Raw genomic sequence first — 22,788 nt, 5'->3', positions numbered from 1 at the left:
TATTTTGTTCACCTCGGGTCGGCGTCGGGTTTCCCGTCGTCGACCCGAGGAAGGTGGGGAGGCTCCTTGACCGGCATCCGACGGGGACTCGTCGTGCGTACCGTCTTCGCGGTCAAGCGTGGCTGGTACCGGCTGCGCTACCCGCGCCTGCACCTGGGCGAGGGGGTGGAGATCCGGGGCCGGATCCGGCTGCGACGCGGCGTACGGGTCAGCATCGGCGAGCACACCCGGGTGAACAAGCTGGTCCGCTTCGCCGGGCCCGGTGAGGTACGCGTCGGCGCGAACTGCCTGCTCAACGCGACCTGGATCGGCACCTGGACCTCGGTGACCATCGGTGACCGGTGCCTGCTGTCGGACTGCGAACTGCTCGACAACGACTTCCACAACCTGGCCCCCGACCGCCGTCACGATCCGCCCACAGCGGCCACCCGAGCGCCGATAACCGTCGAGGACAACGTGTGGATCGGCGCGCACGCCCTGGTCATGAAGGGTGTGCGGATCGGCCGGGACAGCGTCGTGGGTGCCGCGACAGTGGTCCGCGCCGATGTGCCACCGGGGGTCGTGGTGATCGGCAATCCACAACAGATAGCGAAGAAGTTCCATGACTGATGCCGCACCCAGCGTGTGGACCGGCGACGGCCAAGCCGCCACCGCCCCGACCCGCAGCGTCACGATCACCGACATGGTGCGGGTGCCACTGCACCGGATCCGGTTGGTCACGGCGGCGGCCCTCTGTGGACTGCTCGCCGCGCTCGGCTACGTGCTGCTGGCACCGGCCGCGGTGACGGCGAACGCGGTGGTGGCGGTTCGGCCGGTGGTCACCGACGCCTTCACGCCCAGCGGCGCCGCCGCCGACCGGGCGGTGAACATGAACGTGGAGAGCGGGATCGCCACCGGCACCGAGGTCGTGGCGAAGCTCGCCGACGCGTTCGACTCGGACCAGCGGACGGTCCGGGACGCCCTGGAGGTCGAGGTGCCGGCGGGCGGCCAGATCCTGCGCTTCATCTACCAGGCCGGTGACGCCGACCGGGCGGTGGCCGGCGCCAACCTGGCGGCGCAGAGCTACCTGGACATCCGGCGCGGCATGTACGAGAAGCAACGCGAGGAGATGCTGCGGTCGTACGACGAGAGCATCGAGAAGATCATCGCCCAGCGGAACACCGTGCAACGCAGGATCAACAACGCCCGGGACAGCTCCGCCGCCGACGCCGCGGTCGCCGAACTCGCCGGGATCAACAACCAGCTCACCCAGCTCAGCTCCGCCCGCACCGAGATCGCCGCGGTCGACGTCAACCCGGGCTGGGTCACCCGCAGCGCCGAGCAGGCGCTGGCCACCACGGCCGGCAGTTCGACGCTGCTGCTGGCCGGTGGGCTGCTCGGTGGAACGGTGATCGGGCTGGTGCTCGCCTTCCTGTGGGAGTCGGTGGACAGGCGTATCCGCAGCGTGGCCGATGCCCGGGACAGCACCGGCCTGCCGCTGCTGGGCACCGTGCGCCGCACCGGGCTGCGCGGCCGGGCGGTCGACGCCGACGTGCGCTACGTCGCGATGGCCGTCGCCGAGCGGGTGCGCCAGCCCGCCCGGGTGGCAGTGGTGACCGCCCGGGAGGACGCCACCGCGATCACCGCAGGGCTCGCCGTCGCCCTCGCCGTCGCCGGCCGGGAGGTGTTCGTCGCCGACGACAGCGGCCGGGCCGACCGGCTGCGGGCCGCGGTGCTCGCCGACCGGGAACGGCTGCCGGCGGGCATCGACCCGACCCGGCCGGTCGTACCGAAACCCCGCACCGCCCCCACCGACGTCGACGCCGACGACGGTCCCACCGAGGTCATCACCCGACGTCCCTCCCCCCATCCGGTCGGCGCACGACCCTCGACCGACCCGGAGGCCACGCTCACCCTGCCCCGCGTCGCCAAGACCGTCGGCCGCACCGAGAACGGCCGGGCCACCGCTGACGAACAGGTGGTGGTGGGAGCCGGCACGGTGCGGTTCGGCACCTGGCGGCAGGGCGCCGACCAGCGCCTCGTGCTGTACAACGCCCCGCCGGCCGAGGCCGACGAGCGGGGTGTGGCGGTGGCCCGGCAGGGCACCGCCGTGGTGGTGGTCGAACGCGACCGCACCCGTCAGGCCGACCTGCGCCGACTCGCCGAGCGGCTGCGAGCGGCCGGGGTCAACCCGCTGGGGTTCGTGCTGTGCCGCAGCGGGCGGAGCTGACGCGTGCCGGTCACCCGCGCCCCGGCGACCACCGAGCCGCCGCTACCGGCCGGCGCTGTCACCCCGCCCGCGCCGGCCGTGCCGCCCCGACTGCCGCTGTGGCCGCTGGCAGCGATGTTCGGGCTCGTCCCACTCTGGTGGGTGGCCGGTGGCTTCTACCTCGGCTGGCCGCTGCTGGGTGCGCTGCTGTTCACCTTGCTGGCCACCCGCGGCCGGGTGCCGCTGCCGCCCGCCACCGGGATCTGGTTGCTGTTCCTGGCCATCGCGGTGGCCAGCGCGAGCCGGCTGGCGTCACCCACCTCACTGCCGACCTTCGTGCTGCGGCTGGCGTTCTACCTCACCGCGCTCGTCGTCGCGGTCTACGTCTACACCGTCGCCCGGGAACGCCCCGACCAGGCCGCCGTGCTGGTGCCGCTGTGCGCGTTCTGGTTCGGGCTGGTCGCCCTCGGGTGGCTCGGCGTGCTGATGCCACGCTTCGAGCTGACCACCCCGGTCGAGGCGCTGCTGCCGTCCGGCGTGTCCGGGGTGCCGTTCATCAGCGACATGGTGCACCTGAACACCGCGGAGTACAGCGCCCGGTCGCTCAACCCGATCTACCGGCCGGCGGCACCGTACGCGTACACGAACAACTACGGCAGCGCGTACGCGATGACGTTGCCGTGCGTGGTCGCGTACACCATGCTGCGGCGGCGTGGCCTGCTGCGCTGGGCGGTGCTGGCGTCGCTGCCGGTGTCGCTGGTCCCGGCGTTCCTCACGCTCAACCGCGCGATGTTCCTCAGCCTTGGCGTCGGCCTGGGCGTGCTCGGGGTGCGCGCGGCGCTGCGCGGCAACACCCGGGTGGCCGCGTCGATCGCCGGGATGGTGGTGCTCGGCGGTGTCGCCAGCCTGTTCATCCCGGTCGCCGAGATGATCGGCAACCGGGTCGAATCCAGCGACACCAACACCGACCGGCTCTCCCTCTACACCGAGGTGCTGCGCCGGGTGGGTGATTCGCCCTGGCTGGGGTACGGCGCGCCGATGGAGGTGGACACCGTCTCCGCCGACGCCCCGATCGGCACCCAGGGGCAGCTGTGGATGGTGCTGTTCAGCCACGGCGTACCGGCGCTGCTGTGCTTCCTGGCCTGGTTCGTCGCCGCCGCGCTGATCTGCGCCCGGGGCCGATCGGCCGCCGGGCAGTGGCTCTCCGTGGTCCCGGTGATCTGCCTGGTGCAGGTGCCCTTCTACGGGATGGCCAACCAGAACCTCTCGGTGGCCTTCTTCGCGGTGGCCTTCGCGTTGGCCCTCGCCGAACGGGAACGCCGGGGCCCGCCGGGCGGTCCGGCACGGCCGGCGACGGTGGTGCCGGCATGACGGCGATCACCAGCCCTCCCACGGGGGAGGGACCGGGGCGTACGCCTGGTGCGGCGGCGGTCGACGACGGGGCCGAGACCCGCCGCAGCACCCGCAGCGGAGTGGCCGGGCTGCTCGGCGCGGCGACCAGCGGCCTGTTCGGCTTCGTGCTCGCGGTGGTCATCACCCGCGGCTACGGCACCACCGGAGCGGGCGCGTTCTTCGCCGCGATCGGCGTGGTGACGGTCGCCGCCGCGATCTGCACCCTCGGTGCGGAGACCGGCCTGATCTGGGCGCTGCCCCGGCGGCGGGCCGGCGCGACCGGCGACGCCGCTCGGGTGCTGCCGGTCGCCCTGATCCCACCGTTGCTTGTCGCCGTACTGGTGGCGGTGGGTGGGGCGGTGATCGCCGGGCCGCTCGCCGGCCGGCTGCTGGGCCCGGCGGGTGGGCCACTGCTGGTGGTGACCTTCGCGGCGGTGCCCGTGGTGGTCGCGATGAACCTGCTGCTGGCCGTCGTGCGCTGCGTACGCCCGATGCGGGCCTACGTGTCGGTGCAGTTCCTGCTGCTGCCGGTCGCCCGGCCGCTGCTCGTCGGTGCGGCGCTGCTCGCCGGTGGCGGGCTGCTGGCGGGGATGACCGGCTGGCTGGTGCCCGCCGCCCTGGCGCTGCTGGTCTGCCTGATCCTGGTCGCCGGGCCGCTCGGGGTGGGCGCCGGCGCCCAACTGCGTCCGCAGCGCGGCGACTGGTCCACGTTCTGGCGGTTCGCGCTGCCCCGCGCCGCGTCGGCGGCGATCGACGCGGGCAGCATGTGGATCGGCGTGCTGCTCACCTCGGCCCTGGCCAGCCCGGCCGACGCCGGTGTCTTCGGTGCCGTCGGCCGTTACGTCCTCGCTGGTCAACTCGCCATGCAGGGGCTGCGGGTGGCGGTCGCACCGCAACTGTCGCGGCTGCTCGGCCGGGGCGAGCGGGCCGCCGCCGCAGCGGTGCACCGGCAGCTGACCAGCTGGGGGCTGGTCCTCTCCTGGCCGGTGTACCTGCTGCTCGCCGTCTTCGCACCGGCCTTCCTGGCGCTGTTCGGCCCGGAGTTCACCACCGGCGCCGCCGCGATGACGGTGCTCGCCGTGGCGATGCTCGTCAACACCGGGGTCGGCAACGTGCAGAGCCTGCTGCTGATGGGCGGGCGCAGCGGGCTGCACCTGGCCGCGGCACTGGCCGGGCTGCTGGTCACCGTCGGCGGTGGACTGGCGTTGATCCCCGACCACGGGGCGACAGGCGCGGCGGTGGCCTGGGCCGCCGGCATCGTGACCGAGAACGTCGGCGCGGCCACCTTCGCCCGGCTGGTGGTGCGCCAACCCCTTGTGGACACCCGGATGCTGGCCTCGGCTGCGGCCACCGTGGCGGGGGTCGGGCTGGCGGCGGTGGCCGGGCTGTCGGTGGCCGGACGCGGCATCGCGGGACTCGTGCTCGCGGTGGCGACACTCGCCGTCGTCTGCGTCGGCTTGTTGACGTTGTCCCGGGTGCGACGCGGCATCCGGGTGACCATGGTGCAGATCCGTGGCGGGTCGCCGGCCGGCGACCCGCCACGGACATCGAAGGGCAGGTGAGTTCGTCGTGTCGTCCATTCGCGACCGGGTGAAGCAGTTGGTGCCGACCCAGGTGACGAACCGGGTACGGGAAAGCCTCGTCGACTACGGGGTATGCACCAGCGACCGCCGGCCGTTGCCGGACTTCCTCATCATCGGCACCAAGCGCGGCGGCACCACCTCACTGTGGAACTACCTGATCCAGCATCCGCTGGTGCCCCGGCTCTTCCCCGCCTGGAACACGAAGTCCTCGCACTACTTCGAGGAGCACTGGAGCCGTGGCGAGGCGTGGTACCGCTCGCACTTCCCGACCCTGCGGCAGCGGGAGGCGCTGGAGAACCGCCACGGCGGCCCGGTCCGCGTCGGTGAGGCCGCCCCGCTGTACATGTTCCATCCGCTGGCCGCCGAACGGGTCTCCGCGCTGATGCCCTCGGTACGGCTGATCGTGCTGCTGCGCGACCCGGTGGAGCGGGCCTACTCGCACTGGAAGGAGCGGCGGACCAACGGTGTGGAGCCGCTCGACTTCGCCGCCGCGCTGGCCGCCGAGGCGGAGCGTACGGCGGGGGAGCGGGAACGGCTGATCGCCGAGCCGGACTACTTCAGCGAGCCCTACGACTGGTACACCTACCGGGCGCGGGGCCGGTACCTGGAGCACCTGCAACCGTGGCTGGAGCGCTTCGACCGCAGCCAGATCCTCTTCCTGCCCAGCGAGGAGCTGTACGCCGACGCGCGGGCGACCTACCAGCGCACCCTGGACTTCCTCGGTCTGCCCACGTTCGATCTGTCCGACTTCAAGGTCTACAACGACAGGCGCTCCGCACCGCTGGAGCCGGCGCTGCGCGCCGAGCTGACGGCCTACTACCGCCCGCACAACGAGGCGTTGCGGCAGCGGCTGGGGTTGCGGCTCGACTGGCCGGACCGGGTCGCGTGACCGCCTCGGCGACCACCGCGGACGACCCTCGATGCCGCGACGACGGGCTGGGCTGGGTCACCCGGGCGGTCTTCTCCGACTCCCGGGTCGCGGTGACCGTGAACGCCGACCCGCCGGGCGGGCACACAGTGGTGGCCCGGTACGCGGTGGTGCCGTCGGTGGCCCGGGCGCGGTTCCTGCTGCCGCTGGGCTGCCCCCGGGTCGCCGCGGCGGCACTGCTGTCGTACAACGCCCTGCGGCCGGCGAAACTGCGGGCGGTGCGGGCGGTGCTCGGCGTGGCGGCCCGGGTCGGCGCGGTGGACCGGGCCCCCTTTCCGGTGCTCACCGTGGCGGTGCCGGTCGGGCTGGACCCGGCGGAGGTGCTGCTCGCCGAGCGGGTCGGTGCCGAACTCGGCGCCCCCGTGCACGCGGCCTGCGGGGTACGCCCACCGGACCCGAACCACAAGCCGACGCTGCAACTGTTCAACGGCCGAGGTGAGCCGCGCGGCTATGCGAAGATCGGCTGGAACGGGGCGACCCGGGCGCTTGTCGCCGCCGAAGCCGCGGCGCTGCGGGAGGTGGCCGGGCTGGCCGGGACGGCCGGACACCCCGGCACCACCCGGCTGCTCACCACGTTCGCGTGGGCCGGGCAGACGGTGGCGGTGGTCGAGCCGCTGCCGGCCCGGATCCGTGGCGTTCCCGTCGACACACCGCCCGACCTCGCGGCGCTGCTCGCGGTGGCCCGGCGGGGCGGTCCACAGGCGTCGGTCCGGCCGCTGGCCGGCTCACCGTTCCTGACCCGGTTGACCGAGCAGGCGCGGTGCGCCGCCGACACCGTCGGTGAGCGTGCGTCGGCGGCCGTCGCGGGCCTGGCCCGCCGGCACGGCGACGTCGCCGTCGAGTTCGGCCACTGGCACGGCGACTGGGTGCCGTGGAACCTCGGCCGGCACGGCGGGGACCTGATCGCCTGGGACTGGGAGCACAGCGGGCCGGAGGTGCCCGTCGGGTTCGACCTGGCCCACGACGCGTTCCAACGCGCGCTCGTGCTGCGCGGTGAACCGGCCGCCGAGGCGGCGCGGCAGGTCGACGCGTGGCTGGACCGGCACGGCGACGCGCTGGGACTGGACCGGGCACGGCAGCGGCTGGTGGCCGATGCCTACCTGCTGGAGATGTGGCTGCGGACCTGGCGGCTGGCGGACGCCGGTGCCGGCTGGAACCCGGCGCTGCATCCCGCCCTGTTGGACACCATCGAGAAACGACACAGCTGACCGACACGTCAAGCGGACTTGTGGGGAGTCGCGTGGACAACACCATCGAGGGAGCCGACCAGCAGCCGGTGCTGCTGCTCGTCGGTTCGAGCGGAGGGCACCTGGCGCAGTTGCTGGCGCTGCGGCCCTGGTACGAAACCTGGCGACGATGCTGGGTCACCTTCGACACGCCGGAGGCGCTGTCGCTGCTCGCCGGGGAGGACGTCGTCCCGGCGTACCATCCCACCACCCGCCACCTGGGCAACCTGCTACGCAACGCGTGGTTGGCCGCCCGGGTGCTGCGTGGGCGGCGGGTCGCCGCGGTGGTCACCACCGGCGCGGGCGTGGCGGTGCCGTTCGTGGTGCTCGCCCGGCTGCGCCGCATCCCGACCGTCTACATCGAGGTCTACGACCGGATCGACACGCCGACGCTCACCGCCCGGCTGTGCCGCCCGTTCCTGTCGGCGATGCTCGTGCAGTGGGAGGAGCAGCGCCGCCAGTACCCGGAGGCCACAGTCGTGGGGACGCTGCTGTGAGCGGCGACGCGCCCGGCGACGGGCACCGGGCCACGCCGGTGCGGCCCCGCCCGGCCCCCGAGGAGCCGACGGTACGCGTACCGGAGCCGCGCGAGCCGCGCCCCGACGGCCGGCCGCGGGTGCTGGTGGCCGTCGGCACCGACAAGCATCCGTTCGACAGGTTGGTGAGCTGGCTGACCCAGTGGCACGGCACGGTCGGCGGTGAGGTCGTGCTGACCGTGCAGCACGGGCACACCCGCGCCGACGACCTGCCCGACGCGGTGCCGTTCCTCGGCCACGCCGACCTGCAGGCCGCGATGGCCCGCGCCGACCTGGTCGTCTGCCACGGTGGGCCGGCCACCATCCTGGAGGCCCGCCGGCATGGGCACCTGCCTATCGTGGTGCCCCGCGACCCGACCCGTGGTGAGCACGTCGACGACCATCAGCTGTTGTTCGCCCGCCGGCTCGGCGCGGCCGGCCTGGTGGCGCTCTGCGAGTCCCGGCAGGAGCTGCTGGACAGCCTGACCGCCGGTCTGGCGGACCGCGCCCGGTTCACCGTGGCGGTGGACGCCGGTGCGGCCGACGGGCGGCGTGCCGCGGTGCGGCGGGTGGGAGTGATCGTCGAGGACCTGGTGGCCGCCGCCGCGCAGCGGCACCACCGACAGTGGTGGCGGCCGTGGCGCGGACCCGGCCCGAACGGAAGGCGGAAGCCGTGACCCCGTACCCGAGCGTGAGCGCCGTCGTGCCCACCCGCAACCGGCCGGAGCTGCTGCGGGCCGCGGTACGGGCCATCGTCGCGCAGGACTATCCGGCGCCGGTCGAGGTGGTCGTGGTGTACGACCAGTCCGAACCGGACCCGACGCTCACCGACCTGGCCACCCCGGACCGGCAGGTGCGGGTGGTCACCAACGTCCGCACCCCGGGCCTTGCCGGCGCCCGCAACACGGGCACCCTGGCCGCCACCGGTGAGCTGATCGCCTTCTGCGACGACGACGACGAGTGGCTGCCCGGCAAGCTGAGCGCCCAGGTCGACGCCCTGAACGCGGTGCCCGGTGCCGAATTCGTCAGCTGCGGCATCCGGGTCAGCTACGACGGGCACACCGTCGAGCGGGTGCTGGACCGCGACTCGATCAGCCTGTCCGAGCTGCTGCGTGACCGGATGACCGAGCTGCACCCGTCGACATTCGTGATCCGGGCGGCGGCGCTGCGCGACGGGTTCGGGCTCGTCGACGAGGAGATCCCGGGCAGCTACGCCGAGGACTACGAGTTCCTGCTCCGGGCCGCCCGTAGCGCCCCACTTGTCAACCTGCGCACCCCGTACGTGCTGGTGCGCTGGCACAAGCGGTCGTACTTCGCCCAGCGGTGGGACACCATCTCCGAGGCGTTGCAGTGGCTGCTGGACCGCTATCCCGAGTTCGCCAGCCAGCCGGCCGGGCAGGCCCGGGTCACCGGGCAGATCGCCTTCGCCCACGCCGCGTCGGGTGACTCCCGGGGCGCGGTGCGCTGGGCCCGGCGGACCATCCGGCGCAACCCACGCGAACCCCGGGCGTACCTGGCCCTGGCGGTTGCCGGGCGGGTGGTCCGCGCCGACACGGTGCTGCGCACCCTGCACCGGCGCGGCCGGGGCATCTGACCATCGCCCGCTCGGGCCCGGGCCGCGCGTGCGCTCGGGTCCGGGCCGGGCGGCGCGTCCGTAGGGCGGGACGCGGCGGGCGGCGCGGGGTGGCGTACACCGGGCGTGACAGACTCATGGCTGTGTTGCGCTGGTTGACCGCAGGGGAATCACACGGGCCCGCTCTCGTCGCGTTGCTGGAGGGGGTGCCGGCCGGTGTCGAGGTGACCTCCACCGAGATCGCCGGGGAGTTGGCCCGCCGCCGGCTCGGCTACGGCCGGGGGGCCCGGATGGCCTTCGAGCAGGACGAGATCGAGATCATCGGCGGCCTGCGGCACGGGGTGACGCTGGGCAGCCCGGTCGCCGTCCGGGTCGGCAACTCCGAGTGGCCCAAGTGGCGCACCGTGATGGCCGCCGACCCGGTCGACCCCGACGAGTTGGCCCGGCAGGCCCGCAACGCGCCGCTGACCCGTCCCCGGCCGGGCCACGCCGACCTGGCCGGCATGCAGAAGTACGGCCACACCGATGCCCGGCCGATCCTGGAGCGGGCCAGCGCGCGGGAGACCGCCGCCCGGGTCGCCGTCGGCACGGTGGCCAAGGCGCTGGTGAAGCAGGCCCTTGGCATCGAGATCGTCTCGCACGTGGTGGAGCTGGGCCCGGTCGCCGTCAAACCGGGGCTGCGGCCCCGCCCGGAGGACGCCGAGCGCATCGACGCCGACCCGCTGCGCTGCCTGGACCCGGAGGCCAGCGCCCGGATGGTCGCCGAGGTCGACGCCGCGAAGAAGGCCGCCGACACCCTCGGTGGGGTGGTCGAGGTGCTGGCGTACGGCGTACCGCCGGGTCTGGGCAGCCACGTGCAGTGGGACCGCAAGCTCGACGCCCGGCTGGCCACCGCGTTGATGTCGATTCAGGCGATCAAGGGCGTGGAGATCGGCGACGGCTGGCAGCAGGCCCGGTCCCGGGGCTCCGAGGCGCACGACGAGATCATGCCGACCGCCACCGGCGTCCGTCGGGTCACCGACCGGGCCGGTGGCCTGGAGGGCGGCATCACCACAGGCGAGCCGCTGCGGGTGAAGGCGGCGATGAAGCCGATCTCCTCGTTGAACCGGGCGCTGGCCACGGTGGACGTGACGACAGGTGAGCCGGCCACCGCCATCAACCAGCGTTCCGACGTCTGCGCGGTACCGGCCGCCGCCGTGGTCGCCGAGGCGATGGTGGCGCTGGTGCTGGCGGAGGCGGCGGTGGAGAAGTTCGGCGGTGACTCGGTCGCCGAGATGCGCCGCAACCTGGCCGGCTACCTCGACGCGCTGGTGATCCGGTGACCGGTCCGACCCGGCCGATGTGCGTGCTTGTCGGCGCGCCCGGCTCGGGCAAGACCACGATCGGGCAGAGCCTGGCGCAAGCGCTGGACGTCGAGTTCCGGGACACCGACGCGGACATCGAACGCCTGGCCGGCAAGCCGATCCCGGAGATCTTCGTCGACGAGGGGGAGGAGCACTTCCGTACCCTCGAACGGGCGGCCGTGGCAGCGGCGCTGGCGTCCTGCTCCGGGGTGCTGGCCCTCGGCGGCGGCGCGGTGCTGGCCGAGGAGAACCGGGCCGCGCTTGTCGGTCACCGGGTGGTGCACCTTTCCGTCGAGCTGCCGGACGCGGTCAAGCGGGTCGGCCTCGGCGCCGGCCGGCCGCTGCTGGCGATCAACCCCCGGGCCACCCTCAAGCACCTGATGGACCAGCGCCGACCGCTGTACGCCGAGGTCGCCACCGCCACTGTGGTCACCGACGGGCGCACTCCCGACGAGATCGTCGCCGAGATCGTCGCCCTGCTCAAGCCGTAGCGCTGGGCTCCCGGCTGCCCGTGCCCGCTGTACCGAGCGCTAAACGTTGTTCCACCCCTCGGGCAGCCGGTGGCGGTGCGGGTCGGATCGGCGGTGGGTGGGCTAGGCTCCCCGCGATGGACGAGGTGACCCGGATCCCGGTCGGCGGCGAGCGGCCGTACGACGTCCTGGTCGGGCGCGAGCTGCTCGATGCGCTGCCCGGCCTGCTGCCCGACGCCACTCGGGCGGCGGTGCTGCACGCGCCGCCCCTGAAGGAGTTGGCCGACGCGGTCGGTGCCGCGCTGTCGGCGGCCGGCGTGACACCCCTGCCGATCGAGGTGCCCGACGCCGAGGCCGGCAAGCATGTCGATGTGGCGGCGCAGTGCTGGGACCGGCTCGGCGAGGCGGGGTTCACCCGTACCGACGCGGTGGTCGGTCTCGGTGGCGGTGCCGTCACCGACCTGGCCGGGTTCGTGGCGGCGTGCTGGCTGCGCGGGGTGCGGTGGGTGCCGGTGGCCACCTCGTTGCTCGGCATGGTCGACGCGGCGGTGGGCGGCAAGACCGGCATCAACACCGCCGCCGGCAAGAATCTCGTCGGCGCCTTCCACCCACCGGTTGGCGTGCTGGCCGACCTCGGCATGCTCGACAGCCTCCCCGCCGCCGACCTGGCCGCAGGTATGGCCGAGGTGGTCAAGTGCGGGTTCATCGCCGATCCGGTCATCCTCGACCTGGTCGAGGCCGACCCGGCCGCCGCGGTCGACCCGGCCGGGCCGGTCGCCCGGGAGCTGATCGAGCGGGCCATCCGGGTCAAGGCCGATGTGGTCGCGGGAGACCTGCGTGAGTCGGGCGTACGGGAGGTGCTCAACTACGGGCACACCCTGGCCCACGCGATCGAGAAGGTCGAGGGTTACCGCTGGCGGCACGGCCACGCCGTGTCGGTCGGCCTGGTGTACGCCGCCGAACTGGCCCGCCTCGCCGGCCGGTTGGACCCGGCCACGACGGCGCGGCACCGGGCGGTGCTGACGGCGCTCGACCTGCCGACGGAGTATGAACCCGACGCGTGGTCACGCCTGCTGGCCACCATGCGGGTCGACAAGAAGGCCCGGGGCAGCTTGCTGCGTTTCGTGGTGCTCGACGGGTTGGCCAGACCGGCGATCCTCGCGGGTCCGGACGACGACCTGCTGCACGCCGCCTACGCCGCGGTGTCCGGTGAGCGCGAGGAGTGAGCCGGGTTTGCGAGCCCCGCAGTCGCGAACGGAGAACGACTCGGTGACCATGAGGGTGTACGTGCTCAACGGGCCGAACCTGGGTCGGCTGGGCACCCGCCAGGTCGACGTCTACGGGGTGACCAGCTACGCCGACCTGGTGAAACTCTGCGAGACGACCGGGCGGGACCTGGGCCTGGACGTGATCGTGCGGCAGACCGACGCCGAGCACGAGCTGCTCGGCTGGTTGCACGCCGCCGCCGACGAGGGTGCCGCAGTGGTGCTCAACCCGGCAGCGTGGTCGCACTACTCGATCGCGGTACGGGACGCCTGCGCCATGCTGCGCGGTCCGCTGGTGGAGGTGCACATCTCCAACATCCACGCGCGGGAGGAGTTCCGTCACCACTCGGTCGTCTCGGCGGTGGCGACCGGCGTGATCTGCGGGCTCGGCGTGGACGGCTACCGCCTCGCCCTGCACCACCTGGCCAACCGCCGCGACCAGCCCGCCTGAACCAGCCCGCCTCGCGTCCGATGCCTGGCGTCCGATCTCTGATCCGCCTCGCGTCTGATTCGCCAGGCGTCTGATTCGCCAGGCGTTCGGCGGCGTGCCAGCCGCTGCCATTACGTTCAGTGTCGCCTACCCTCCGTGAAGAATCGGCCGCCCTGCCCCACACCTCTTTCCATCCTTTGCTCTGCTTCAACCCACGCACTAGCGGCCGACCAGGGCCTTCGCGGCGAAGGTGGGCGGCGATGTGCGGTGAAATCGTCACGGAAAGTGACTGTTGCGTGGGTTGAAGCAGAGCAAAGGGAGAGCAGGTGAGTTAGGGGCCGGGGTGGAGCATTACTGACCGTGTAGGGCTTGGCGGCGGCGGAGCGGTGCGCGCTGTCGCACCGGGCCGCACCGGGCCGCACCGGGCCGGGCCGGGCTGGACCGGGTGGGCGACCGCCGGCGGTCGGCGGGTCGTGGAGCGGCTAGTAGACTTGCCAGGTCTGTCCGCCAAATGATGATCAAGGCAGGAAATGGCCACCACCAACGACCTGAAGAACGGCCTGGTACTCAACCTCGACGGAGAGCTGTGGGCCGTCGTTGAGTTCCAGCACGTCAAGCCCGGTAAGGGTGGTGCGTTCGTGCGTACCACGTTGAAGAACGTGCTCTCCGGCAAGGTGGTCGACAAGACCTTCAACGCGGGCACCAAGGTTGAGACCGCGACCGTCGACAAGCGCACCATGCAGTATCTCTATGCCGACGGCGAGGACTACGTCTTCATGGACATGGAGACGTTCGACCAGATCACGGTGCTCGGCGGGACGGTCGGCGAGGCGGCGAACTACCTGCTGCCCGAGGCCGAGGCGACCGTGGCCACCCACGAGGGTGTGCCGCTCTACATCGAGCTGCCGACCTCCGTGGTGCTGGAGGTCACGTACACCGAGCCGGGCCTGCAGGGTGACCGCTCGACCGGCGGCAACAAGCCGGCGACTGTGGAGACGGGCGCGACCGTCCAGGTCCCGCTCTTCGTGACCACCGGTGAGAAGATCAAGGTCGACACCCGCGACGGCCGTTACCTCGGCCGCGCCTGATGGCCGAGGGTCCGAAGCAGCAGATGCCGGCGCGTCGCAAGGCGCGCAAGCGGGCGTTGGACGTGCTCTTCGAGGCCGACCTGCGTGATCGCCCGCCGGTCGAGGTGCTGGCGGGCTACGTCGAGCGGATCGAGAAACCGCGTCCCGACCACCTGGGGTACGCGGTCGGCCTGGTCGAGGGAGTGGCTGGGCACCTGGACCGGATCGACGAGCTGATCTCCAGCTACGCCGAGGGCTGGACGCTGGACCGGATGCCTGTGGTCGACCGCAACCTGGCCCGGATCGCGGTCTACGAGTTGTTGTATCTCGACGAGATCGACGACGCGGTGGCGATCAGCGAGGCTGTGGAGTTGGCCCGGCAGATGTCGACCGACGACTCGCCCCGCTTCCTCAACGGTCTGCTCGGCCGGATCGCCGAGTACGCCACCCGCTGAATCGGGCGTACCCGACCGGGAAGGTCGACGCACCCGCGACGAAAAGGGCCCGTGCCGGACGGCACGGGCCCTTTCGGAGGTCGGACTCAGGAAGCGAAGAACGCCCGCGGGTCGGCGACCAGCACTCCGTGCTCGGTCAGCCGCTCGATCAGGCCGGACGGCGAGGCGTCGTAGACGATGGCGAGGGCGCGCAGGTCGTCGGCGCGGATCGACAGCACCCGGCCGTTGTAGTCACCGCGCTGCTGCTGGATGGCGCGTGCGTACCGGGCCACGTAGGCGAGATCCTCGCTGGCCTCGTCGTACAGACGCTCCAGGTCCAGAACGATCTTGCTGGTGGGTTCGTGCCGCACCCCACTGCCGTCGGGCAGCAGCTCCGAGACCGGTACGCGGTAGAACTCGGCCAGCTCGGCCAGACGGGACACCGTGACGGCCCGGTCGCCGCGCTCGTACGAGCCGACCACCACCGCCTTCCAGCGCCCGTTCGACTTCTCCTCCACCCCCTGCAGGGACAGGCCCTGCTGCTGGCGGATGGAGCGCAGGCGGGCGCCCAGAGACTTGGCGTATTCAGAGGGCATTCGGACACTCCCAGTGCTGCTCGGGGTTCTCCCAGCGATTCGCTACGGAGCGTGACGGTACGGGGATTCGTACACGTGGTCAAGTGGTCGCGATCTTCCCGTTGTGTACCCCGGGTGAGTTGTCCCGTTTCGCCAGGCTGACCGGCCAGTCAGTCAATGGCGGCGGGTGACGCCGTCGTCGCAGGTGCCCGCGCGTCGAGGCGGCGGCGACCACTGGTAACGTTGCCGAAGCCCCTCCGCTGGCCGTCCCCGGCCGGCCGGGAGGATCCGACGTCCTTTAACGACCCGTCCCGTGAGGCGGGGAAGGAGGTCCGCCGTGGCCTACCCACCGGCTGCCCAGTCGTCGCCGCCGCGACAACCCTCGGTGAAGGTGATTCTGACAAGCGCCGACCTGCAACGGGTCGTCGATCGCATCGCTCACCAGATCCTCGAGAAGACCCAGGGTGCGGCTGACACCGTGCTGCTGGGCATTCCCACCAGGGGTGCCCCGCTCGCTCGTCGCCTTGCTGCCCGGATCAGCGCCTTCGAGGGGATTTCCGTGCCGGTCGGCGTGCTCGACATCACTCTCTACCGCGATGACCTGCGCCGACACGCCACCCGGGCGGTCGGCCCCACGCAACTGCCGGCCGGCGGCATCGACGGCCGGCGCGTGGTCCTCGTCGACGACGTCCTCTTCTCCGGCCGGACGGTCCGGGCCGCCCTGGACGCGCTCGGCGACCTGGGCCGGCCCGCCTCGGTGCAGCTCGCCGTGCTTGTCGACAGGGGGCACCGGCAGCTACCGATCCGCGCCGACTATGTCGGCAAGAACATCCCGACCGCCCTGGCCGAGAGCGTCAAGGTGACGCTCGCCGAGACCGACGGCGCGGACGAGGTCCGGCTCTACGGCGAGGAGGCCCGGTGAGCGCGAGGAGTGCAGCGCAGCGGAGCCCCGCAGTCGCGAACGAAAGGCGGCGCTGCTCATGATCAGGCACCTGCTCTCCGGCGCCGACCTCGACGCGGACACCGCCATCCAGATCCTGGACACCGCAGCCGAGATGGCCGCGGTGGCCGGACGCGAGGTCAAGAAGCTGCCCGCGCTGCGCGGTCGGACCGTCGTCAACCTCTTCTACGAGGATTCGACCCGGACCCGGATCTCGTTCGAGGCGGCGGCGAAACGGCTCAGCGCCGACGTGATCAACTTTTCGGCGAAGGGTTCCAGCGTCGCCAAGGGCGAGAGCCTGAAGGACACCGCGCTGACCCTGCAGGCGATGGGCGCCGACGCGGTGGTGGTCCGCCATCCCGCCTCGGGCGCCCCGCACCGCCTCGCCGACTGGGTCGACGGTTGCGTGGTCAACGCCGGCGACGGCACCCATGAGCATCCCACCCAGGCGCTGCTCGACGCGTACACGATGCGGTCCCGGCTGGGTCGGCTGGCCGGCCTGTCGGTGGCGGTGGTGGGCGACGTGCTGCACTCCCGGGTGGCCCGCTCCAACGTGCTGCTGCTGTCCACCCTCGGCGCGAAGGTCACCCTGGTCGGGCCGCCCACGCTGATCCCGGTCGACATCGCCGCCGCTCTCGCGCCGGGCACCGACGTCTGCTACGACCTCGACGCGGTACTGCCCTCGTCCGACGTGGTGATGATGCTGCGGGTGCAGCGGGAGCGGATGAACGACTCCTACTTCCCGTCCGCCCGCGAGTACGCCCGCCGGTACGGCCTGGACGGTCCGCGCATGGGCCGACTGCCGGAACACGCGATCGTCATGCATCCCGGCCCGATGAACCGGGGCATGGAGATCACGCCGGAGGTCGCGGACTCACCCCGCTCCACAATCGTCGAACAGGTCGCCAACGGTGTCTCCGTCCGGATGGCCGTCCTCTACCTGCTGCTCGGGGGGAACAACCGGTGAACTCGTACCTGCTCAGGAACGTCAGCGTCCTCGGGGCCGCACCTACCGACCTGCTGATCCGCGACGGCGTCGTGGCCGAGACCGGCGCGGGGCTCGCCGCGCCGGACGCCACGCTGATCGACGCCGCCGGGCTGGTCGCCCTGCCCGGCCTGGTCGACCTGCACACCCACCTGCGTGAGCCCGGCCGGGAGGACGCCGAGACCGTCGAGACCGGTTCCCGCTCAGCCGCGCTCGGCGGCTACACCGCGGTCTGTGCGATGGCCAACACCTCGCCGGTGGCGGACACCGCCGGGGTGGTCGAACAGGTGTGGCGGCTCGGTCGGGAGGCCGGGCTTGTCGACGTGCAGCCGATCGGCGCGGTCACCGTCGGGCTGGCCGGTGAGCGCCTTGCCGAGCTGGGCGCGATGGCCGACTCGGCGGCCCGGGTACGGATCTTCTCCGACGACGGGCACTGTGTCGCCGACCCCCGGCTGATGCGCCGTGCGCTGGAGTACGTGAAGGCCTTCGACGGCATCATCGCCCAGCACGCCGAGGAGCCTCGGCTCACCGAGGGTGCGCAGATGCACGAGGGTGAGGTCTCCACCCGGCTGGGCCTGACCGGTTGGCCGGCGGTCGCCGAGGAGGCGATCATCGCGCGGGACGTGCTGCTGGCCGAGCACGTCGGCAGCCGACTGCACGTCTGCCACGTCTCCACCGCCGGCAGCGTCGAGGTGCTGCGCCACGCCAAGGCCCGGGGGGTACGCGTCACCGCCGAGGTGACCCCGCACCATCTGCTGCTCACCGATGCGCTGGTGAGCGGGAGGAGCGAGCTGGCGAGCCCGGCACTCGCGAACAACTGGAGCCCGGACGGCGCCTACAACCCCGTCTTCAAGGTCAACCCGCCGCTGCGTACCGCCACCGACATCGCCGCGTTGCGGGCCGCGCTCGCCGACGGGGTGATCGACATCATCGCCACCGACCACGCCCCGCACGCCGTGGAGGACAAGGAGTGCGAGTGGGCGTACGCCCGGCCGGGCATGCTCGGGCTGGAGACGGCGCTGTCCATCGCGCTCGACGTGCTGGGACCGGAGTGGGACCTGATCGCCGAGCGGATGTCGCGTACCCCGGCCCGGATCGCCGGGCTGACCGAACACGGCCACGACCCGGCCCCCGGTGCGCCGGCCAACCTCACAGTCGTCGACCCGGCGGCCCGTCGGTTGATCGAGCCGGCGGAGCAGGCCAGCCGTAGCCGCAACACCCCGTACGCCCGGATGACGCTGCCGGGTCGCATCGTGGCGACCTTCCTGCGTGGCGAGGCGACGGTGCTCGACGGAAAGGCAGTCAAGTGAACCGAGCGAGGAGCGCAGCGCAGCGGAGCACCGCAGGCCGGATCGGAGGCACGGCATGAGTCGTAGGCGTCAGGCGATTCTCGTCCTCGAGGACGGGCGTACCTTCCACGGCGAGGCGTACGGCAGCGTCGGGGAGACCTTCGGCGAGGCGGTCTTCAACACCGGGATGACCGGTTACCAGGAGACGCTCACCGACCCGTCGTACCACCGTCAGGTGGTGGTGCAGACCGCTCCGCACATCGGCAACACAGGCGTCAACGCCGAGGACGACGAGTCGCGCCGGATCTGGGTGGCCGGCTACGTGGTGCGTGACCCGGCCCGGGTCAGCTCCAACTGGCGGGCCACCGGCGGCCTGGAGGACCGGCTGGCCACCGAGGGGGTGGTCGGCATCAGTGGCGTGGACACCCGGGCGCTGACCCGGCACCTGCGTGAGCGTGGCGCGATGCGGGTGGGTGTCTCAAGTGTCGAGGTCGACCCCCGGGCGCTGCTCGAACGGGTTCGTCAGTCGCCGCAGATGCTCGGCGCGGACCTCTCCGCCGAGGTGACCACCGCGACGCCGTATGTGGTCGAGGCCGAGGGCGAGCACCGGTTCACGGTGGCCGCGCTGGACCTGGGCATCAAGCGCAACGTGCCGCGCCGGCTCGCCGCGCGTGGCGTGACCACCCACGTGCTGCCGGCCGGGTCGAGCATCGAGGACCTGCTGGCCACCGGTGCCGACGCGGTCTTCTTCTCACCCGGGCCCGGTGATCCGGCGACCGCCGACGCGCCCGTCGCGTTGGCCCGGGAGGTGCTGCGCCGTGAGATGCCGCTGTTCGGCATCTGCTTCGGCAGTCAGATCCTCGGTCGGGCGCTCGGCTTCGGCACCTACAAGCTCGGCTACGGCCACCGGGGCATCAACCAGCCGGTGCTCGACCGGGTCACCGGCAAGGTGGAGGTGACCAGCCACAACCACGGCTTCGCGGTGGAGGTGCCCGGGGTACGGCCGGGCGCGGTGGTGCCGGACCAGGTGATCGAGACCGAGTTCGGCGGCGTCCAGGTGTCGCACGTCTGCCTCAACGACAACGTGGTCGAGGGGCTGCGGGCGCGTGAGGTGCCCGCCTTCACCGTCCAGTACCACCCGGAGGCGGCGGCCGGCCCGCACGACGCGGACTATCTGTTCGACCGCTTCGCCGAGCTGATCGAGGGCCGGGCTCTCAGTGGGGGGCGTACCAATGCCTAAGCGCACCGATCTCAAGCACATCCTGGTGATCGGCTCCGGGCCGATCGTCATCGGGCAGGCCTGCGAGTTCGACTACTCCGGTACCCAGGCGTGCCGGGTGCTGCGCGCCGAGGGGATCCGGGTCAGCCTGGTCAACTCCAACCCGGCCACCATCATGACCGACCCGGAGTTCGCCGACGCGACGTACGTCGAGCCGATCACCCCGGAGTTCGTGGAGCTGGTCATCGCCAAGGAACGTCCCGACGCGGTGCTGCCCACCCTGGGCGGGCAGACCGCGCTGAACACCGCTGTGGCGTTGCACGAGGCAGGGGTGCTGGAGAAGTACGGTGTCGAGCTGATCGGCGCCGACATCGAGGCGATCCGGCGTGGCGAGGACCGGCAGCTGTTCAAGGAGATCGTGGCGAAGGCCGGCGTACGCCTCGGCGTAGAAGATCCGGCGAGCCTGGTGCCACGTTCGCGGGTCTGCCATTCGATGGACGAGGTCCGCGAGACGGTGGCCGAGCTGGGTCTGCCGGTGGTGATCCGGCCGTCGTTCACCATGGGCGGCCTCGGCTCGGGCATGGCGCACACCGACGCCGACCTGGAGCGCATCGCCGGCGCCGGGCTGGCCGCCAGCCCGGTGCACGAGGTGCTCATCGAGGAGAGCGTGCTCGGCTGGAAGGAGTACGAGCTCGAACTCATGCGGGACCGGCACGACAACGTGGTGGTGGTCTGCTCGATCGAGAACCTCGATCCGATGGGCGTGCACACGGGTGACAGCGTGACCGTGGCACCGGCCATGACCCTGACCGACCGGGAGTACCAGCACCTGCGCGACCTGGGTATCGCGGTGCTGCGCGAGGTCGGGGTGGACACCGGCGGCTGCAACATCCAGTTCGCGGTGAACCCGGCCGACGGCCGCATCGTCGTGATCGAGATGAACCCTCGGGTCTCCCGCTCCTCGGCCCTGGCGTCGAAGGCGACAGGCTTCCCGATCGCGAAGATCGCCGCGAAGCTGGCCATCGGCTACACCCTCGACGAGATCCCCAACGACATCACCCTCAAGACGCCTGCCGCGTTCGAGCCGACGCTCGACTACGTGGTGGTGAAGATCCCCCGGTTCGCGTTCGAGAAGTTCCCCGGCGCGGACCCGGAGCTGACCACCACCATGAAGTCGGTGGGTGAGGCGATGAGCCTGGGGCGCAACTTCACCGAGGCGCTGAACAAGGCGATGCGCTCGATGGAAACCAAGGCCGCCGGTTTCTGGACGGTCCCCGACCCGGTGGGGGCGACGAAGGAGAACACCCTCGCCGCCCTGGGCACGCCGCACGACGGGCGGCTCTACACGGTGGAGCGGGCGCTGCGGCTGGGTGCCTCGATCGCCGAGGTCAGCGCCGCCTCCGGTGGCATCGACCCGTGGTTCCTGGACCAGATCGCCGCCCTTGTCGAGTTGCGGGCCGAGATCGTGGCGGCCCCGGTGCTGGACGCCGAGTTGCTGCGCCAGGCGAAGCGGGCCGGCCTGTCCGACCGGCAGTTGGCCGCGCTGCGCCCCGAACTGGCCGCCGAGGACGGGGTGCGTACGCTGCGGCACCGCCTCGACATCCGGCCGGTCTACAAGACGGTGGACACCTGCGCCGCCGAGTTCGAGGCCACCACCCCGTACCACTACTCCTCGTACGACGCGGAGACCGAGGTGGCCGGCTCGGCGCGGCCGAAGGTGCTGATCCTGGGTTCCGGGCCGAACCGGATCGGGCAGGGCATCGAGTTCGACTACTCCTGTGTGCACGCGGTCATGGCGCTGAAGGGGTCCTACGAGACCGTCATGGTCAACTGCAACCCGGAGACGGTCTCCACCGACTACGACACCGCCGACCGGCTCTACTTCGAGCCGCTGACCTTCGAGGACGTGCTGGAGGTCTGGCACGCGGAGGACTCGTCCGGCCGGGCGGCCGGCGGGCCGGGCGTGGTCGGCGTGATCGTGCAGTTGGGCGGGCAGACCCCGCTCGGGCTGGCCCAACGGCTCAAGGACGCCGGCGTGCCGGTGGTGGGTACCTCACCGGAGTCGATCCACCTCGCCGAGGAGCGGGGCGCCTTCGGGTCGCTGTTGGCCCGGGCCGGCCTGCGCGCCCCGGCGCACGGCACCGCCACCTCGTACGACGAGGCGAAGGAGATCGCCGACGAGATCGGCTACCCGGTGCTGGTCCGGCCGTCGTACGTGCTGGGCGGGCGCGGCATGGAGATCGTCTACGACGACGCCACGCTGCGTGACTACATCGGTCGGGCCACCGACATCTCGCCGGACCACCCGGTGCTCGTCGACAGGTTCCTCGACGACGCCATCGAGATCGACGTGGACGCGCTCTGCGACGCCGACGGCGAGGTCTACCTCGGCGGGATCATGGAGCACATCGAGGAGGCGGGCATCCACTCCGGCGACTCCTCCTGCGCCCTGCCCCCGATCACCCTGGCCAGCTCGCACGTGGCCCAGGTCCGCCGGTACACCGAGGCGATCGCCCGGAGCATCGGCGTACGCGGACTGCTGAACGTGCAGTACGCGCTGAAGGACGACGCGCTGTACGTGCTGGAGGCCAACCCGCGCGCCTCGCGTACCGTGCCGTTCGTCTCGAAGGCCACGGCGGTGCCGCTGGCGAAGGCGGCGGCCCGCATCGCTCTCGGCGCGACATTGGCCGAGCTGCGCGCCGAGGGCATGTTGCCGGCCACCGGGGACGGCGGTTCGTTGCCGCCGGACGCCCCGATCGCGGTCAAGGAGGCGGTGCTGCCGTTCAAGCGGTTCCGTACCCCGGCCGGTAAGGGCGTGGATTCGCTGCTCGGCCCGGAGATGAAGTCGACGGGCGAGGTGATGGGGATCGACACCGCCTTCGGGCACGCCTTCGCCAAGTCGCAGTCTGCGGCGTACGGGTCGCTGCCGACCGAGGGCAGGATCTTCGTCTCGGTGGCCAACCGGGACAAGCGCGGCATGATCTTCCCGATCAAGCGGCTGGCCGATCTCGGCTTCGACATCGTGGCGACGAGCGGTACGGCCGAGGTGCTGCGCCGCCACGGCATCGCCTGCGAGGAGGTACCGAAGCACTACGAGGCCGGTTCCGAGGAGGACGCGGTGTCACTGATCCTCAATGGCCACGTCGCCCTGGTGGTCAATACCCCACAGGGTTCCGGTGCCAGCGCCCGCTCCGACGGTTACGAGATCCGCAGCGCGGCGGTCACCGCCGACATCCCCTGCATCACCACGGTCCCCGGCGCCGCCGCCGCGGTCATGGGCATCGAGGCCCGGATCCGTGGCGATATGCAGGTCCGCCCCCTCCAGGCCCTCCACGCCGCCCTCCGGCCCGCCCAGTGACCCCCCAG

Annotated in this window: 21 protein-coding genes; 20 read left to right on the top strand and 1 reads right to left on the bottom strand. The window is 72.1% G+C overall.

Annotated elements, in window-relative coordinates; all coding sequences use genetic code 11:
* The first annotated feature begins 66 nt into the window (after positions 1-66).
* From Van01_RS17140 to nusB, 15 genes are all read left to right on the top strand, one after another.
* On the top strand, positions 67-609 hold the full coding sequence (locus Van01_RS17140; protein ID WP_204008176.1) for an acyltransferase: 543 nt from the start codon (positions 67-69) through the stop codon (positions 607-609).
* Positions 602-2,209, top strand: coding sequence for a lipopolysaccharide biosynthesis protein (locus tag Van01_RS17135; protein ID WP_204008174.1), 1,608 nt, complete (start codon positions 602-604; stop codon positions 2,207-2,209). Before Van01_RS17140 ends, Van01_RS17135 begins: the two co-directional genes overlap by 8 nt.
* Positions 2,210-2,323: 114 nt before the next feature.
* Positions 2,324-3,559, top strand: a complete 1,236-nt coding sequence (locus Van01_RS17130) for an O-antigen ligase family protein (RefSeq protein WP_239099130.1) — start codon at positions 2,324-2,326, stop codon at positions 3,557-3,559.
* Positions 3,556-5,142, top strand: a complete 1,587-nt coding sequence (locus Van01_RS17125; RefSeq protein WP_204008170.1) for a lipopolysaccharide biosynthesis protein — start codon at positions 3,556-3,558, stop codon at positions 5,140-5,142. The genes Van01_RS17130 and Van01_RS17125 overlap by 4 nt, the downstream gene beginning before the upstream one ends.
* A gap of 7 nt (positions 5,143-5,149) precedes the next feature.
* Entirely contained in the window at positions 5,150-6,052 is a 903-nt protein-coding gene (locus tag Van01_RS17120) for a sulfotransferase domain-containing protein (protein WP_204008168.1), read from the top strand.
* A complete protein-coding gene (locus Van01_RS17115; protein WP_204008166.1) occupies positions 6,049-7,299 on the top strand; it encodes a hypothetical protein in 1,251 nt (416 codons plus the stop codon). The genes Van01_RS17120 and Van01_RS17115 overlap by 4 nt, the downstream gene beginning before the upstream one ends.
* Positions 7,300-7,331: 32 nt before the next feature.
* Complete coding sequence (locus Van01_RS17110; protein ID WP_204008164.1) at positions 7,332-7,814, top strand: glycosyltransferase family protein; 483 nt, start codon at positions 7,332-7,334, stop codon at positions 7,812-7,814.
* Positions 7,815-7,933: 119 nt separating this feature from the next.
* Complete coding sequence (locus Van01_RS17105) at positions 7,934-8,509, top strand: glycosyltransferase (protein WP_204008315.1); 576 nt, start codon at positions 7,934-7,936, stop codon at positions 8,507-8,509.
* A complete protein-coding gene (locus Van01_RS17100; RefSeq protein ID WP_204008162.1) occupies positions 8,506-9,426 on the top strand; it encodes a glycosyltransferase family 2 protein in 921 nt (306 codons plus the stop codon). The genes Van01_RS17105 and Van01_RS17100 overlap by 4 nt, the downstream gene beginning before the upstream one ends.
* Positions 9,427-9,548: 122 nt before the next feature.
* Positions 9,549-10,727 (top strand): chorismate synthase, encoded by a 1,179-nt coding sequence (gene aroC / locus Van01_RS17095; protein ID WP_204008160.1) that lies wholly within the window; start codon positions 9,549-9,551, stop codon positions 10,725-10,727.
* Between the two features lie 17 nt (positions 10,728-10,744).
* Positions 10,745-11,239: a shikimate kinase gene (locus tag Van01_RS17090; RefSeq protein WP_204008312.1), complete on the top strand. Its 495-nt coding sequence runs from the start codon at positions 10,745-10,747 to the stop codon at positions 11,237-11,239.
* A 116-nt stretch (positions 11,240-11,355) separates the two neighbouring features.
* Positions 11,356-12,444 (top strand): 3-dehydroquinate synthase, encoded by a 1,089-nt coding sequence (aroB, locus tag Van01_RS17085; protein WP_204008151.1) that lies wholly within the window; start codon positions 11,356-11,358, stop codon positions 12,442-12,444.
* Between the two features lie 49 nt (positions 12,445-12,493).
* A complete protein-coding gene (aroQ, locus tag Van01_RS17080) occupies positions 12,494-12,934 on the top strand; it encodes a type II 3-dehydroquinate dehydratase (RefSeq protein WP_204008310.1) in 441 nt (146 codons plus the stop codon).
* 509 nt (positions 12,935-13,443) lie between these two features.
* Positions 13,444-14,001, top strand: coding sequence for an elongation factor P (gene efp, locus Van01_RS17075; protein ID WP_204008149.1), 558 nt, complete (start codon positions 13,444-13,446; stop codon positions 13,999-14,001).
* A 23-nt stretch (positions 14,002-14,024) separates the two neighbouring features.
* Positions 14,025-14,435, top strand: coding sequence for a transcription antitermination factor NusB (gene nusB, locus Van01_RS17070; RefSeq protein WP_170863437.1), 411 nt, complete (start codon positions 14,025-14,027; stop codon positions 14,433-14,435).
* An 86-nt stretch (positions 14,436-14,521) separates the two neighbouring features.
* Here the strand turns inward: nusB and bldD are convergent, their stop codons facing one another.
* On the bottom strand, positions 14,522-15,010 hold the full coding sequence (bldD, locus tag Van01_RS17065) for a transcriptional regulator BldD (RefSeq protein WP_007458348.1): 489 nt from the start codon (positions 15,008-15,010) through the stop codon (positions 14,522-14,524).
* Positions 15,011-15,326: 316 nt separating this feature from the next.
* Here bldD and pyrR point away from each other — a divergent pair, with 316 nt between their 5' ends.
* From pyrR to carB, 5 genes are read left to right on the top strand one after another with little or no spacing between them, the layout of a single operon-like run.
* Positions 15,327-15,911, top strand: coding sequence for a bifunctional pyr operon transcriptional regulator/uracil phosphoribosyltransferase PyrR (pyrR, locus tag Van01_RS17060; RefSeq protein ID WP_204008147.1), 585 nt, complete (start codon positions 15,327-15,329; stop codon positions 15,909-15,911).
* Positions 15,912-15,969: 58 nt separating this feature from the next.
* Positions 15,970-16,896, top strand: a complete 927-nt coding sequence (locus tag Van01_RS17055) for an aspartate carbamoyltransferase catalytic subunit (protein ID WP_204008145.1) — start codon at positions 15,970-15,972, stop codon at positions 16,894-16,896.
* Entirely contained in the window at positions 16,893-18,224 is a 1,332-nt protein-coding gene (locus Van01_RS17050) for a dihydroorotase (RefSeq protein WP_204008143.1), read from the top strand. Before Van01_RS17055 ends, Van01_RS17050 begins: the two co-directional genes overlap by 4 nt.
* 55 nt (positions 18,225-18,279) lie before the next feature.
* Positions 18,280-19,443, top strand: coding sequence for a glutamine-hydrolyzing carbamoyl-phosphate synthase small subunit (gene carA / locus Van01_RS17045; RefSeq protein WP_204008141.1), 1,164 nt, complete (start codon positions 18,280-18,282; stop codon positions 19,441-19,443).
* Positions 19,436-22,780, top strand: a complete 3,345-nt coding sequence (gene carB / locus Van01_RS17040) for a carbamoyl-phosphate synthase large subunit (protein WP_204008131.1) — start codon at positions 19,436-19,438, stop codon at positions 22,778-22,780. Before carA ends, carB begins: the two co-directional genes overlap by 8 nt.
* The last annotated feature ends 8 nt before the right edge of the window (positions 22,781-22,788 follow it).

It is taken from the genome of Micromonospora andamanensis, assembly GCF_016863495.1.
GTDB classification, from domain to species: Bacteria; Actinomycetota; Actinomycetes; order Mycobacteriales; family Micromonosporaceae; genus Micromonospora; species Micromonospora andamanensis.
This window is presented reverse-complemented; position numbering and strand designations above follow the sequence as displayed.